The sequence below is a fragment of the Blautia sp. Sow4_E7 genome (genome assembly GCF_052116245.1).
GTDB lineage: Bacteria > Bacillota > Clostridia > Lachnospirales > Lachnospiraceae > Blautia_A.
Genome location: NZ_JBQKLL010000037.1, coordinates 1 through 14,509, shown reverse-complemented (window position 1 = coordinate 14,509; position 14,509 = coordinate 1). Strand labels below are relative to the sequence as shown.

Annotated in this window: 11 protein-coding genes and 5 pseudogenes; 3 read left to right on the top strand and 13 right to left on the bottom strand. The window is 42.1% G+C overall.

Annotation, left to right across the window (positions count from 1 at the left end):
* Positions 1-25: 25 nt before the first annotated feature.
* The 11 genes and pseudogenes from ACTQ50_RS15650 to ACTQ50_RS15600 form a co-directional block, all read right to left on the bottom strand.
* Entirely contained in the window at positions 26-2,527 is a 2,502-nt protein-coding gene (locus tag ACTQ50_RS15650; RefSeq protein ID WP_441484961.1) for an ATP-binding protein, read from the bottom strand.
* Positions 2,528-2,561: 34 nt separating this feature from the next.
* Positions 2,562-4,463: an extracellular solute-binding protein gene (locus tag ACTQ50_RS15645; protein ID WP_441484960.1), complete on the bottom strand. Its 1,902-nt coding sequence runs from the start codon at positions 4,461-4,463 to the stop codon at positions 2,562-2,564.
* A 30-nt stretch (positions 4,464-4,493) separates the two neighbouring features.
* Positions 4,494-5,375, bottom strand: coding sequence for a response regulator (locus tag ACTQ50_RS15640; protein WP_441484959.1), 882 nt, complete (start codon positions 5,373-5,375; stop codon positions 4,494-4,496).
* A gap of 141 nt (positions 5,376-5,516) precedes the next feature.
* A pseudogene (locus tag ACTQ50_RS15635) lies at positions 5,517-6,020 on the bottom strand (ParB/RepB/Spo0J family partition protein); the annotation flags it as partial.
* Between the two features lie 660 nt (positions 6,021-6,680).
* Complete coding sequence (locus ACTQ50_RS15630) at positions 6,681-7,742, bottom strand: Fic family protein (RefSeq protein WP_441484958.1); 1,062 nt, start codon at positions 7,740-7,742, stop codon at positions 6,681-6,683.
* Positions 7,743-8,397: 655 nt separating this feature from the next.
* Positions 8,398-8,679: pseudogene (locus ACTQ50_RS15625) on the bottom strand (terminase large subunit); the annotation flags it as partial.
* Positions 8,679-9,149 carry a phage terminase small subunit P27 family gene (locus ACTQ50_RS15620; RefSeq protein ID WP_441484957.1) on the bottom strand — a complete coding sequence of 157 codons (471 nt, stop codon included), beginning with the start codon at positions 9,147-9,149 and terminating at the stop codon, positions 8,679-8,681. The gene ACTQ50_RS15620 and the pseudogene ACTQ50_RS15625, both read right to left, overlap by 1 nt.
* 80 nt (positions 9,150-9,229) lie before the next feature.
* A complete protein-coding gene (locus ACTQ50_RS15615; protein WP_235249702.1) occupies positions 9,230-10,126 on the bottom strand; it encodes a nucleotidyl transferase AbiEii/AbiGii toxin family protein in 897 nt (298 codons plus the stop codon).
* Complete coding sequence (locus ACTQ50_RS15610; protein WP_178855273.1) at positions 10,123-10,710, bottom strand: type IV toxin-antitoxin system AbiEi family antitoxin domain-containing protein; 588 nt, start codon at positions 10,708-10,710, stop codon at positions 10,123-10,125. Before ACTQ50_RS15610 ends, ACTQ50_RS15615 begins: the two co-directional genes overlap by 4 nt.
* Positions 10,711-10,935: 225 nt before the next feature.
* Positions 10,936-11,091 (bottom strand): HNH endonuclease, encoded by a 156-nt coding sequence (locus tag ACTQ50_RS15605; RefSeq protein WP_441484978.1) that lies wholly within the window; start codon positions 11,089-11,091, stop codon positions 10,936-10,938.
* Positions 11,092-11,317: 226 nt separating this feature from the next.
* Positions 11,318-11,419: pseudogene (locus ACTQ50_RS15600) on the bottom strand (ATP-dependent helicase); the annotation flags it as partial.
* Between the two features lie 146 nt (positions 11,420-11,565).
* Between ACTQ50_RS15600 and ACTQ50_RS15595 the strand changes: the two are divergent.
* Together ACTQ50_RS15595 and ACTQ50_RS15590 are read left to right on the top strand one after the other, a co-directional pair.
* A complete protein-coding gene (locus ACTQ50_RS15595) occupies positions 11,566-12,105 on the top strand; it encodes a hypothetical protein (protein WP_441484956.1) in 540 nt (179 codons plus the stop codon).
* A 23-nt stretch (positions 12,106-12,128) separates the two neighbouring features.
* Positions 12,129-12,317: a hypothetical protein gene (locus ACTQ50_RS15590; RefSeq protein ID WP_441484955.1), complete on the top strand. Its 189-nt coding sequence runs from the start codon at positions 12,129-12,131 to the stop codon at positions 12,315-12,317.
* 67 nt (positions 12,318-12,384) lie between these two features.
* Here ACTQ50_RS15590 and ACTQ50_RS15585 read toward each other — a convergent pair whose 3' ends face one another.
* The gene (locus ACTQ50_RS15585) at positions 12,385-12,732 is read right to left on the bottom strand and encodes a winged helix-turn-helix transcriptional regulator (RefSeq protein ID WP_320865028.1); all 348 of its coding nucleotides are present in this window, start codon (positions 12,730-12,732) and stop codon (positions 12,385-12,387) included.
* A gap of 141 nt (positions 12,733-12,873) precedes the next feature.
* Here ACTQ50_RS15585 and ACTQ50_RS15580 point away from each other — a divergent pair.
* Positions 12,874-12,990: pseudogene (locus ACTQ50_RS15580) on the top strand (pyridoxamine 5'-phosphate oxidase family protein); the annotation flags it as partial.
* Here ACTQ50_RS15580 and ACTQ50_RS15575 read toward each other — a convergent pair.
* Positions 12,937-14,181: pseudogene (locus tag ACTQ50_RS15575) on the bottom strand (phospholipase D family protein); the annotation flags it as partial. The pseudogenes ACTQ50_RS15580 and ACTQ50_RS15575 overlap by 54 nt on opposite strands.
* Positions 14,182-14,509 lie beyond the last annotated feature (328 nt).

The window sequence follows — 14,509 nt, the reverse complement described above, 5'->3', positions numbered from 1 at the left end:
GAAATCCTCATCAGTCAGGCTGCTTTTATCTGTTCACATTTTGCGCAATTGCCTTGATCACCTCATCTATGACGATAGGCTTGGCAATATGGCCATTCATACCTGCATCCAAAGATGCCTGAACATCCTCTGCAAAGGCATTGGCAGTCATGGCAATGATAGGAATGCTGAGGCAATCCGGTCGATTATTCATGGAACGGATAGTCTCGGTGGCCTCATAGCCGTTCATCTCCGGCATCATAATATCCATAAAGATCAGATCAAAAGTACCTGGCGGATTCTCTGCAAAGGTTTTTACCGCTTCCTTGCCATCAGCAGCTCTGGTCACCCGGATACCCAATTCCTCCAGCTGCACCATTGCAATCTCCGCATTCAGGTCGTTATCCTCAGCCAACAGTATCTTCACACCCGTCAAGTCCACATTGGTGTTGGAGTATCCCTGCTTCCGAACATTGCTTTCATCAGTAAGTTCCAGGGGAAGCTCTACCGTGAAGGTGGAACCCTCACCTTTTCTGCTTTTCACGGAAATGGTGCCTCCCATCAGATCTACATACCTCTTTGTAATGGCCATACCAAGTCCTGTGCCTTTATAGTGCGTCCGCGCATTGTTCTCCTCCTGAGAAAACTCGTCGAAAATATGCTCTATGAATTCCTCGGTCATTCCTATCCCGGTATCTGATACCCGGTAGCGAACCATAATGTGTCTGGCATCCGCACCCGGATGATAGCTGGTTTCAAAATGGATGCTTCCGCCATCCTCTGTAAATTTTACCGCATTTCCAAGAATATTCACCAGTACCTCCCGGATACGAACCGTATCGGCAAGCACACAGGTTGCTTCGGGCTCCTCAATATTTGTGAAAAACGAAAGGCTTCGATTGGACAGAAATCCGTACATAATACTCAATACTGTATTTACAACTTCTGTAATATCAGCAGGAACAGGAGCAAATTTGATTTTTCCGCTCTCGATTCGGCTGATATACAGCACATCATTAATAAGAGTCAGCAGATGCTCAGAGCTTTCTCCAATCTTTTCCAGACATGCCATAACCTCCGGTTTCGGATCATACTTCCTGGCAATGTTGGTAAAACCAATGATCGCATTCATAGGTGTTCGAATATCATGGGACATATTATTCAGGAAAATAGTTTTTGCACGGCTGGCATTTTCTGCATTACGGACTGCGTCCTCAAGGATCTGATTGATTTTCTTCTCTTTCGTCCGGTCAGACAAGTCCAGAATATATTTCTTTGCTCCCTGAATGTCTGTGCAGAATACGACCACACGGAACCACAACACCTTACCGGTTTTCTGATGGATATACTCTCTGTTCCACTCACATTGCTCTCCGGGCTTAATTTCCGACAGCTGATCTAATATGTGAATCGATTCGTCCTGCCTGACAAGATTCTCTATCTCATAAATATTACCGAGAACCTGCTGTTCCGAGAGTCCCACCAGTTTCTCAATATTGGGACTGACATATTCCACATGAAGGTTTCTCGCATCCATCATCAGGAAGACGTCGTCCACATTGGTGGATATTTTCGAGAACAGCTCGTCACGTGCAAGCAGCTCGTAGTCCTTCCGTTTCAGCTTCTGCCGATTTTGCTGGATTACCATAAGCAGAAGCATCACGGCAAGAGCGATCACAATTCCCGACACCACAAAAACGGTGATCGTCTGCATCTTATTCATGCTGGCATTGACTACAGCAGCAGGCACCACACCCAGAACTGTCCAGTCCTGAAAATCCGCAGATTCATAGACTAAATAATAGTCCCTGTCATTTAATTCAAACACCATGTCACCGGAACCGCCTGAAAGGAAAGCATGACGCAGGTCTTCAAGATCCCGGTCGGTAAGACTGCCGGAATCTTTCAACATAGCCAGAAAGTTATAAATATCCTGCATATCCTCGCTTCCATTGTCCACAACTACCCGGCCGTCAGGCAAAACCGCAAAGGTACTGGCGTCTCCGTCAAAGGCAGAAATCTTTAAAGCCTCCACCATGTCAGAGTTGTTATAGGTAATGGCAATCGCCTCATAATCAAAGTCACGATAGGTACCCTGCCTGGTTGGAACGGCAAATACCATGATCTCCGGCTTGTCCGGGACAACGGAGTTGACGACCACTGGCTGCTGTTCCAGAATCAAAAGAGAAAGCTTCGTTCTGAGATCCAGGTAACCCCTCTTCCCTTCCAGTGTGATGTAATCTCCATTTCTAGAGATAAAATAAAAATCCGTGAAATTGCTTTCTTCCCTGGCCTGGTTCACATAAGCAATAATATCCGTTTCGCTTTCCGACTTCTCCAGATAGGGGACCCACATCCGCATGCGGCTCCAGTTGACAGAAACCAGATTATACAGAGTCTGATTCGCCTGATGAAAGATCTCACTAAGGTGGGCGGTACTCTCTTCATAAATCGTTTGAGACACAAAGCCGAAATAGGCAAAACCGGCACTAACCGCTCCTGTTGTTAGCAAAACCACCAACAGCAGAATAAACAGTCTCTTTTTCATAGCACCGCCCTCCTTTCTGATTTTTTACGATTCCTCATTTTGCCGGAAGAATCGTCACATATTCCGTAGGCTCCAGAAATTGTTTCGTTTTTGCCAGTGCCTCCTCCATACACTCCTGGCTGGAGAAATCACTTACCAGATAATCCTCCCGCTTGGATTTCAGATCATCGGGCATGGGGCAGTTGCAGAAGGTCTCATGCTCCAGGAAAGTGTCGGCACCCACCAGAAGCATGGTGTAGGTGGCATTGTCATCCAGGGACTTACCGTCCATGGTGATATCCTCCAGAGTAAATTTTCCGCGCTCGGTCTCGGTGACCGTATACTCCATACCGCTGGTTACAGGCATCAGATTTCTATGATAGATGGGATTGGATCCGTCCTCCTTCACATTTACCAGCCATTCCATGATACGACGAACCTCCTCACCGGTGTATTCTCCCCTGTAAATGGCGTTTCTGGCTGTCAAAACCCACTTGGCCTGCTGCAGGGTGTAGGTTCCGGAATAGATGGAAGTGCTGGCCACAGGGGAATAGCCTACTGCAATCTGGTCGTCAAAAGCGGCACGCAAGGTATTCATCATAGAAGATGCTGCAGCACTGCCATGTTCACCGAAGTCATTGGAATAGCCATTCTTCTGCGTGAACAGGATTTCCTCCGCTTCCGGATCCACATAGTCGGTGATTTGGGCATTGAATGCCTCATAGGCGCTCTGGGCATCATATTCACCGGTCATCATCTTGTGTCCTACATCCTGAGAGACGGCAAATATCTCTGTGGAGGCCAAACGCATATACAGGTGATTGCTGTCTATGTATTCCTGTGAATACTTAAGTGCAGGAGAGGAAGAAATATTTACTTCCTTATTGTAGGACAGCACAGAAGTACCGGCAGCAACGGCCTTCTGCCCTTCTTCACTAAATACGGCCTGCAGGATCTCCATAACGGCTTTCTTCTTTTCCTCGTCCTCTTCCACCTTACTGGAAACGGCCACCTGGCACATGGGATAGGTCAGGATCCAGTTGTCCTCAGAGGTTTCTCCGAAATAGGGCAAGATCACACTGTTAAGACCGTCTTCTTTGCTGATATCGTCTGCCAGAGCGGCAGTGTTTCGAATCATGGCAGTCTGTCCGTTCCGGTAGGCCTCGGTGACCGGGCTGAATCGTAATTCTTCGTCACCGGGCTGGATGCGCACATCTTTCAGAAACTTCTCATACTTTTCAAAGACTTTGGGCCAGACAGTATCATCCAGGCCCACCTGGTGATCGTCTGTCTCACTTTCATAATCCATACGCCACTGAGTTCCCTCCAGACTCATCAGTTCCGGGATGGCACAGCCCTGCATGGTCTCCAGACAGGAATAGTCATAATCCCAGTCCGTCTGGAAGCCCTTGATCCCCAATTCCTCAAACGCATCGATGGCTTCCACAAACTCGGAATAATTGGTGGGCAGAGGGATGTTATACTGATCGAACAGATCCTTGTTGGCCATGATGGAATCCACCTCGGCGCACATGGGCAGCCAGCGGATCGCACCGCTGTCTTCACGGTTCACTTCAAGGTAGCTTGAGTAGAAGGTTCCCGCTACCTCGGTCTGGCTGAGATCCATCAGATGGTCAGCCAGAGGAGCCGCATCATTCAGGGAGAATCGACGACAGGTGATGACATCCGGTATCTCCTCTCCACGGGCCAGCAGGTCCTTATAGTATTCCATAGTGTTGTAGCTTTGAATAAAGGTAAAGTCAATGTCGGGAAACTTCTTCTCCAGCCAGGGAGTAAGCTCCTTAAACATGGATCGGTCCCACATATACATACTGATAGAAATTTTTCCATCTTTTTCTGTTTTTCCGTTGCTTCCATTTTGATTTCCACACCCGGAAAGCATCGTCGCAGCCATGATAACACAGAGCAGCAGACTACGCATTCTCTTCTTTCTCATTCGTTTTCTCCTTCACACTGTTTTTCATTCTCATTGAAATTTTGCCAGACTTCTTATTATACGAGCAGAATTTGCCGGCTTTGCAAGAAATTCATCCATTCCCACCATTCTTGCTCTCTCCCGGTTTTCCGGAACCGAATTTGCGGTAAGCGCGATAATGGGAATATTTGCCCGGATCCGGTTTGGCAGTTTCCGGATCATCATCGTTGCCTCATACCCATCCATCACAGGCATTTCAATATCCATCAGGATAAAATGATAGTAACCGGGTTCGTTTGCTTTTACGGCCGCAACCGCCTCGCTTCCATTTTCGGCTTCTTCGACCAGAAGACCGTGATCCACAAGAACTTCCTTCATGATCTCACGATTCAGTTCGTTGTCGTCCACAAGAAGAACTCGCTTTCCTGCTAACGCTTCCATACTCTCCGGGTCTTCACCGGCCGTCTCCTCAAATACCTTTTCACCAAGCGTATAGGCAATCGTGGATTCCATATTGGATAGAACCAGCTGAATCTTTTCCAGATATTCCTTTGCTTTGGACTCATGTCTCATGCCAAGTTCAGCAGATCCGACTGCGCTGTTCAGCTCTGTTCGCAGATCCTTTAATGATTTTATCTGAAACTCCGCGGTTTTCCTGGCAGCTTCCAGTTCTTTTTCCATCAAACCCATTCTTTCAAGGAGTATCTCGTAATTCGCCCGGGAGCTTCGTACATGACCGTTCGGGTATTTGAGGTTGAACTCAATCGTAACTCCCAGCATATCAAGACACTTCTGAAGTTCTTCCAGAGTCATACTTTCTCTGGCCAGCTTTCTGTATAGTGAAGACGGAAGCATCCCCATTCTCTTTGCAAGTTCTGCTTTTGTGATTCCAAGTTCAGAGCAAACATTATTGATAGTTTCCGTCGTCGTCATCTCTTTATGCCTCCTCCCTTATACATTCTGCTTCCTGTTTTGTCAGTATAACACAAATGACATATATACGCAATATTCTTTACCTGATCGTTTTGCATACAACCACAACCATCCGCCCGTTTTTATGCGAATACTCACAGGTAAAAAAGCTGGGATAAGTTCTGTCAAGCGGATATAACGCTGGATTTGCTTCGAACTTTCTCCTACTTGATCAGCCAATATATCTCTCGATACGCTTCCATATAACTTCTGGTCATTTTGACCAGAAGTTAAATTATGTCTACACCCTTGTCTCTTCATAGCCGCCAACTTCATCTTATATGCAAATGCCTTTTCACTCGGAAGTAGCTCATCCCTCTGGATATTAGCATCTACCATGGCAATCACAGCTTCATCATCCGTCATTTCTCTGACACTTGCCGGTATTGTTATTAACCCCGCCTTCTGTGCCGCATGCATCCGGCGATGACCGGAGATCATTTCATATACTCCATCCGGCACCGGCCTTACGATCAGCGGATTCAATACACCGTACTGTTTTATGCTGTCCTTCAGGAAATACATTTCCTTATCGTCAGTCACTTTAAAAGGATGGTCTTTAAATGATCTGAGTCTTTCAATCTCAATTTCTATGACTTTCTCATCCTCAAACAGCCTGTTTGATTCGTTTTTTTTCCTGCCATTGAACTCCTCCTTTTCCTGTAATCCAAACTAAAAAATGCCCGTTCAGATTAGATTCTTATATTTGAATCTGATCCAAACGAGCATCTCGCTTGCCATGCCTTAGCATGTCAAAGGAAGCTCCAGTGGAGGTTTCTTTGACTTAGCTACAGCTAATGAAATATTCTATTGTTTCAGCTAATGGATGTTTGCAGAAGTTCTTTTCAGCAAAGGATTTACTCCGTTTTCCCCTGTTTTACATCCCCGATCTGAGGTTGCAACAGGATCGAACCCACAGCTAGCGCTTAGGAGAAAAAATCAAGCTAGTTTTCCATAGCTTTTTCTGCCTAATCCAGAATCGTTCGAAGTCCCGTGAAGACTTTAATTTTCCTGTAAAAATAACTATTTGGGATTACTGTCAAACCTCATCGAGTTTCCTGTAGTTTCGTCAGGATTGATTAGCAGTCTCTTAGCACAGCTAATATTTGGCGATAACAAAACGTACACCCTGATATCATATATATTGGTCCTTTTTCCATTAGTCATGGAAAGCGGAAAAGATGTTATATATTTGTTTGATCAGTTACCATCATTATACACGATTTGGCTGAATTTGTCTAAAACTTTCGAAATGATTTTTTAAATTTAAATACGAACATATCCAGTTGCCGGCCCGGCACCTACTTTTGCGATATATCCACTTTTAACCAGTTCCGTCAGGGTTCTTTCTACAGTTACTTTGCTTATATCCGGACATAACTCCATGATTTCTTTTTTGGTAATTTTCCCTACCTTATTATCAATCACTGCCTTTATACGATCCGGTTTTGAAAGGCTTCTGTTTTTCAGGTGCTCTACACGCCCCTCAAACTCACTGTATGCTTTCAGAATAATTCCCAGATAATATTTTACAAATGACTCATATCTGTTTTCATTCTCGTGCCATCCATTAGAACTTTCCTGTAATGCTTCATAATAAGTTTCTTTTGTCTTTTCAATCAGCATTTCAATACTGACATACTTTCCGACAATATAGCCGGCTTTATAAAACAAAAGAAGTGTTAACAGGCGGCTCATTCGTCCATTTCCATCATTAAATGGATGGATACACAGAAAGTCAAGAATAAACATAGGGATAAGGAGCAACTTATCTATTCGATCTGCTTCCCATGCTTCCAGAAAATTTGTACAAAGTTCATTCATAGCTTCTGGAGTCTGAAATGCCGGAACCGGGATAAAACGCGCTTTTTGATGACCTTCTGCATCTGTTTCTGCAATTACATTATCCGAATTTTTATAATTTCCACCAGCATTTCCTCCGGAATATGAGTATAAATCCCGATGCAATTGTAAAATAATATTTGGTCTCGGATTAATATACTCATAGCTTTCATGGATCGTGGAAAGCACTTCCCGGTATCCGGATATTTCCTGCTCAGACCGGTTACGTGGTTCGGCTTTCTGTCTTACTAATTCTTCCAAACGTTTGTCGGTAGTATAAATACCTTCAATCCTGTTAGAAGCCCCTGTACTTTGAATCAAAGCAACTTCCAGCAGAGTTTTCAATTCGTCTATATTGGCTTCAAGGAACAATTCCTGCTTACCTTTATGCTCATGAATGCTTCCCACCATCTGAACAATTTCAGGTTTTAGCAATTGCTCCGGAGTTTTTATATAATCAAAACTTCTCATCGAATTCTCCTTCATTTCCATATTATCTCCATCATTTTGCCATCAAATGACGGAGATATCAATTAGCATGATGGAGATATATTTTTAACATCCCTTTTAACAAAACCAATTTTCCCACTATAATCACACCATTTTTTCACTATTTTCACTTCATCGTCTTTGCAAGTGAAGATAGCAGTACCACCATCTCTGGATTGGAAAGAACCTTTGCATCCAGTTCCATTAAGGCCGCCTTGCTCACGTGCTGAGATTCCTTATTAATGAAAAGATATGCCCGCAACATTGTACGGGCATGATCTATCTCACATTATTTGCCGCTTTCGTAAGCAACGCGTGGAGTATTGCCTTTCAGATTCTTCAACGCTTTCTGGTGATCTGCGAGGATCGTACCAGCAGCCTGGGAACAAACTCTTCTTCAAAATTGACCTGAACTTTTAATTTTGACTGTAAGAAAAGAGACAGCATCAGACTGTCCCTTCATCTATCATTCTTATTCAGCTTTCAATTTCCCTCCAGAGTTCTTGCCAATGAAGTAAGCAACGCTGTCAATTCCGGATTACCAAGTACCTTAGCCAGAACTTCCGCATCAACACCTTCCGGTACCTGAAGTATTTTACCATTGCCAGTTTCATGGATCTTCGGATCCAGATTCTTTTTGGCATTCTCAAGAAGCGTTGCCTACCTTCTTACATATTTCAACAAACGCTGTACGGAACTGTCTGTTCCCATCAGGCTTTACAATTCCAAAGATATCTCTAATCAACTGTTCCTGCCACGGCAATAACCAGAATCTTTTTCCTGCCCATTTGCCTTTTGTGTGGCAAAGGTTCTCAATGAAAGTAACCGCCCTGTCAGCTTTCGCCTTATCATAATGAGATGTCGGAAGCATAAATCTTGTCGGCCGATAGTTTTTCAGCTTGGGATAATCCTTAGGTCTTGTTTCTTTTGCCATTAACCATCACCCCCAAGTAATGCCTCCATCTCATCTTCCGTTTCCTTCACTTTGCTGTTACCGGCAATGATTCTGCTTCGTGAGGATGGAGTCAATCCAAACTCCGACGCGGCCTGCAGCATCAGCTTCTGATTGGTATTTGCAATTCCAACCCAAGGTGTCTGCTGCTGATATCCTTTATCAGTCTCAAAAGCAGAACCACCGGAGGTAATATGCTCCTGCGCTTCCTTCCATCTTGCATAAGACTGACAATATGCAGCAAACGCTGCCATATCCTCTTCTGTAAGAACACCCATCTGATTCATTAGCTCAGCCAAGCGTTCCCATTCCTTCTTTGCTTCCGGCATTAACCAGTCAGGACAAGCAGGTATTCCCTTTGCCGGAACCGGTTCTTTGCTATTCAGTTTTCTTTTACCCGGATTGCCTTCCAATTTCTTTACTGCCGTAGGCTTTGGCTTTCTTCCAGCCATCGGAATCCCTCCTTCCTCTTTTTTTGCATAATAAAAGGACCATACATTTCTGCACGATCCCTATTACTAATTTTATGTAATTACATCCAGCTTTTTGTTTCTTTACTCCATGTATGCTCAAAGGAATTATCGTTATGAATTGAATCCACGATGGGCAGCAATAATTCTTTTAGTAGTTGCATAGTTTCTTCAAATTCTACTTTCACCAGTGCTTTCTTCTTTTTGATAAAGGCTCTCCATCTTCTCTGCCTTGTCTCATCCTTGGTAAAATCATCATCAAAAGCTGCAATATCATCAAAACCGGTCCCTCGATGGGTAAAGGTCTCTACAATCGCATTCTTTAATTCCACACCATTAAGATTATATCTGTCAGCCAAAACATAGATATCATAGAAATCCTTATATCTACCATTTGCAAGGCCCAGAGAAACAAAAGCCTCAAACTTTTCTGCTATGACGGAGTAAATAGAATAGGCATATACTTGCGGAACCTCCATATCCAGCAGAACCGGGAACTCCATTTTCACTCTTTCTGGATACACCACATCACCAAAACCAATATCTATTGATACCGGGACCTTGGTTCTATCCAGATATCCCATAATAGATACATTTACTCCGTGATACTCCTTGAATTCAGTTATATTGATAACCTCAAGCGTATTCAAATCAAATCTCAACGCATCATCGCACTCTATAGAAAAAATATCATTAAATACTTTCTTCATTTCTTCAGCATCATTTGGAATACGCTGTGCCAAAAGATCAATATCCATTGTTGCACGAGCATACTCTCCATTAAATAATGCATACAAAAAAATACCGCCCTTTAGTGTAAATCTCTCCACATAATTTGAAACAGATAATCTATATATTGTTCTCTCCAAACCATATGTGACCAGCTTATCCTGCATAGTCTTTCCATCTTCTATCGCCTGTTTCTTTAATCTGTCCTTTACGGATATAGCGTTTGTCATACCAGCACCTCCAGATACATTTTCATTACATCCCCACATTTGAGCATCTCGGCATATCTGATTAGCCTATTCAGATTACGGTCACTCCGATGCAGATAGGTTGTAAGAACTTCTTTCGTTTCTTCAATTCCGATTTTTTCCCTGTAGAAAACGATATCAACAACAGTTTTCTCAATATCATATATACGAAATCTGTTATTTCCATCCTCTACGGTCTCGATACCAACATCAAATCGGTCATCTGTAAAATAGCATACATTCAGTTCCGGCCAATCCGGTAGAGTTGATACCTTTGCTTTTCTCGGAATTGCTACATCAATGGCATCCGGGCGATAAGTAGACAGATTATAATACACAGCTGCACTCAGCAGACAAACTACTCCGTCTGGTACAAATGCATAGGCATAGTAGAAATCCGATCCCTCACCATCAAAATTTGCATTTTCATAATACTTTTTATTCAGTTTTATCAGGATCCCCTGGTCAACCATCTGATTGATTTTATAATAGGAAAACCCTTTATCTTTCAGCTCTTGAACTGAAAAAATCATTTGGTCATTGGAAATCTGTGCAGTCTTTGTCATCTTTCTCACCTCAATTCCAGTATATCCAAATTCGTAATGATTATTTAAATATTTTTCGGCATTTTATTATTTTGCCGAATTTCATTTAAATTATAATAATCATTTCACGATTTGTCAATGGATTTTCAGTGAGCTACCCCCATATTCCATTTCGCGACTGCACACGCAACACCCACCCGCCGTTCTATAGAAGACAGGCCTGTAGAGATTTCGATACCCCCTACCTTAGCCCCATCGATTCCCACGTTTCGCATGAATCTGTGAATGACACGACTTGCACAACGCAATCAGATTACTCCGATCATGTGTGCCACCTTCACTCAACGGCTTCTTGTGATGAATCTCTTCCACCGGAACTGCAAGTCCACGTTCAAAACACAGCTCACAGAACGGATGCTCCGAAGCATACTTATCACGTATCCTCTTCCATGCACGACTATAACGACGTTTGGTTTGCTTATCTCTAATGAATTTCTCATAGTTACTGTTTACTTTTCTTTCATGCTCCTCACAGTACCGTCCGGTTACTAATGCAGGACAGCCCGGATAAGCACACGGCTTCTTTGTTTGGTTTGCTTGGCACTGCTACACCTCCATGCCACTCGAAAGCTGACTGTGTACGATCCTTTGATTCCAAAGCCTTCATAACATCTTCATCAATCGTACCTGCAGTGATAATATGCTGAACCACTACTGTCTCAGCTGACTGTTTCTATTAAGTTAAGGAACTACCTATTTTTTATATTTTCTCAAAATATACTAGACAAAACCTCAAAAAAATGCGGCGCTTCGCGCCTTTTGATTAATAAGGCAAATCCGGCCATGCCGGAAAATTAGATTAATCGGAGGCGTGTTATGAATCTTTCACCAGAATCAGTAAAAGAAACATTACTAAACAAAGTAAACGAAATATCTGCATCTTCTTGGCAGTATGTGAAAAAACCTACGGATTTTACAAGAAATCGTAAGATTTCATTCAGCGATGTCTTGCTCTCTACAATCTCCATGCAAAAATCTGCATCAAAAACAGAATTGTTAAAGTATTTCGATTTTCATGCTTCTGCCCCAACTGCGTCTGCTTTGATCCAACAGCGTAAAAAAATATCTCCAGAGGCATTTGATTCCCTTTTTTACTCATTTTCCAATGCATTTTCCCTTAATAAGACTTTAAAAGGCTATGATCCCATTGCAGTTGATGGTTCGGATATTTATATTCCGAGAAATCCTAAGGATTCCGATACATACCGGATCACTGACCAGTACAATAAAGGCTTTAACATGATTCATCTGAATGCTGCTTACCATTTATTATCACATTTATATACAGATGTAATTCTCCAACCAGTGAATCATATCAATGAATATATTGCAATGTGTGACATACCGAAGCTCTGAAAGTTCTTTTTCCGGTGGACAGCATGGACAGCTGTGAGGAAATGATGATTCAGGACTGGCCCGGTGCTCTATATAAGAAGGACGACACGGCATTTCTGTGCTGGACGTATTCTCCAGAAGTTACTTATGTTCTGGAATACACTCCAAGCAAAATTGATGATTCTGAAATTATTAAAATGGCAAAAAGTGCCGAACTTGTAGATGAAGAATAAATGTTAAAGAGCCACGACTGTCACTCACATCTAATGGAGCAATAGCGGTGGCTCTTTCTTAACCATACTATCTATATTGTGCTTTATAGTTTTCCCCCCAAGACCACATGGCATCCAGAATGGGTTTTAGACTGTACCCTAATTCGGTTAATGTATACTCCACACGAGGCGGCACTTCTGCATAAACTTTTCGGTTTACCAGTCCGCTTGCCTCCATATCTCGAAGCTGAGCAGTCAGAACCTTTTGAGATACATGACCGATTGATTTTTTTAATTCACCAAAGCGTTTGGTACCAGGCATCAGATCACGCAGAATTAAAACTTTCCATTTATCCCCGATCAGCGTTAAAGTTGTTTCCACCGGGCAAGCCGGCAAATCTTTTTCCAAAGAAACTGTCGTTTTCTGCTCATCCATTGTATTACCTCCAATAGTTCCCTTTTAGTAACTACGGCACAATATTGTGCTTACTTTACGAATTATCCTTACAGCGCTATTATAATATCAGCGAAAGAAAAAAGCAATCTTTCCAAAGAAAGCATTCAGGAGGTAATCACCATGAACAAAGTCGTTGAATTTTTACAGGCAAACCCTGTCCAGTATCTTGCTACCGTTGGTCGTGATGGCAAGGCCAAATGCCGTCCTTTCATGTTCTGCTTTGAGCAGGACGGAAAAGGAACCGATTACAGACAGATCATCGTCAATGAGAATACTTTTTCCGTGGTATGAATAACCGCCTTCATATTCCCAGATATTAATTCCTGTACTTAAGATTCTATTTCTGTTTTTCGCATAATCGGCAGCCCCAAATGGATTCCCATTATTCGCAACTGAATTTGTCATGATAGAAAAATCTGAAACGTTCTCTGCAATCTCCTCCCATGTATTATACATCATATCATTACAGATAATATATGGCGTGTGGATCTTCACACGATCTTTTGCATTTTTCATCAATTCTCCCAACTGATACCACACTACTGGTTCTTTGGAACCTGTGTGAATAGGATTTGACACTAATGTAATCTTTTCTGTCTCAAAAGTTTCGTCCGTATAATCGGTCTCGCAGATTCTTTCCTTATTCTCTTCAAAATATTTCTGATAGCTGTTCTGCAGCTCTAAAACTGCGTTCTTTACAGATTTTCTATTTGCCAGTTTTTTATTGTTATGAAAATAACCACTGTCTTCCTGATTCCATATGGTTTCAAAATACTCTGACAACTGGTTAACTGAATTTTCTTTCTCAGGTTTATCGCAAACCACTAACACGTCTCTGTCATAGTTCTTATGTCCCGGAAAATCACCCAGGAAATAATTGTATGTATTTCTTCCCCCAAGAATATATCTCTTTCCATCTGCAATCAAATATTTATCATGCATTCTACCCATCATCTTCCATGGTTTCAACGGATTGGCCTTATTATACAGTTTAATTTCAACATTCTCATGGGAAGATAATCCATAGAAATACGGATTTCCTTCCATATCAATCCAGCTCTCCATTCCATCTACTAACAGACGAATATGTACACCTCTGTCTGCCGCATCATGCAGTGCTCCTAAAATCAATTTTCCACTTTCATCGGATTGAAATGCAAAAGTAGAAAGAATAATTTCCTTTTTTGCATTCTTGATCAAACGCACTCTTTGTAAAAGCGCTTCTGGATTCTTTTCTATGATTACTGCCCGTTCTGTATTTTCACTGCATTCGTTCCATGACCCATTTTTTGTTTCTTTTTTGGTTGTATTGGACACTTCCGGCTGCTTTTTATATGCAACGCAGATTCCGAGCAATTCATAAAAAGCCACACATAAAAAAATTGCCAGTATAACAAGAAGGATTTTACATATTTTATGCTTTTTCATTGTACATCACCTGCTTCCTTTTTATTTCATACTTATACAATACAAAGTCAATCTCAATTTAACCTCAACAAAATTTATTTTTCATAAAAAAATATGACCGGCTTCTTTTTAAAGAAACAGTCATATTTTTATTCTAATATATGAAGGAGCTTTTCTTACTCCGTTGTATTAATCACTATCCATGCAAAATCTTCTTTGTACAACAGACTGTTAGATAGTAAGCGCCAAATATTCCTGCGGATTTTCTAATACTCTGATTTCCTCTATAATTGTAGGCGAAAGATATTTAAACTATTTCACTACAATTACGGAGGATAGGTTATGGCAA

Excerpts from the sequence above, each read along its gene's own strand:
- ACTQ50_RS15630 (WP_441484958.1), bottom strand. The coding sequence starts at position 7,742 with ATGAAGGAGAATTCGATGAGAAGTTTTGATTATATAAAAACTCCGGAG.
- ACTQ50_RS15650 (WP_441484961.1), bottom strand. The coding sequence starts at position 2,527 with ATGAAAAAGAGACTGTTTATTCTGCTGTTGGTGGTTTTGCTAACAACA.
- ACTQ50_RS15645 (WP_441484960.1), bottom strand. The coding sequence starts at position 4,463 with ATGAGAAAGAAGAGAATGCGTAGTCTGCTGCTCTGTGTTATCATGGCT.
- ACTQ50_RS15640 (WP_441484959.1), bottom strand. The coding sequence starts at position 5,375 with ATGACGACGACGGAAACTATCAATAATGTTTGCTCTGAACTTGGAATC.
- ACTQ50_RS15590 (WP_441484955.1), top strand. The coding sequence starts at position 12,129 with ATGGACAGCTGTGAGGAAATGATGATTCAGGACTGGCCCGGTGCTCTA.
- ACTQ50_RS15615 (WP_235249702.1), bottom strand. The coding sequence starts at position 10,126 with ATGACAAACGCTATATCCGTAAAGGACAGATTAAAGAAACAGGCGATA.
- ACTQ50_RS15585 (WP_320865028.1), bottom strand. The coding sequence starts at position 12,732 with ATGGATGAGCAGAAAACGACAGTTTCTTTGGAAAAAGATTTGCCGGCT.
- ACTQ50_RS15595 (WP_441484956.1), top strand. The coding sequence starts at position 11,566 with ATGAATCTTTCACCAGAATCAGTAAAAGAAACATTACTAAACAAAGTA.
- ACTQ50_RS15620 (WP_441484957.1), bottom strand. The coding sequence starts at position 9,149 with ATGGCTGGAAGAAAGCCAAAGCCTACGGCAGTAAAGAAATTGGAAGGC.
- ACTQ50_RS15610 (WP_178855273.1), bottom strand. The coding sequence starts at position 10,710 with ATGACAAAGACTGCACAGATTTCCAATGACCAAATGATTTTTTCAGTT.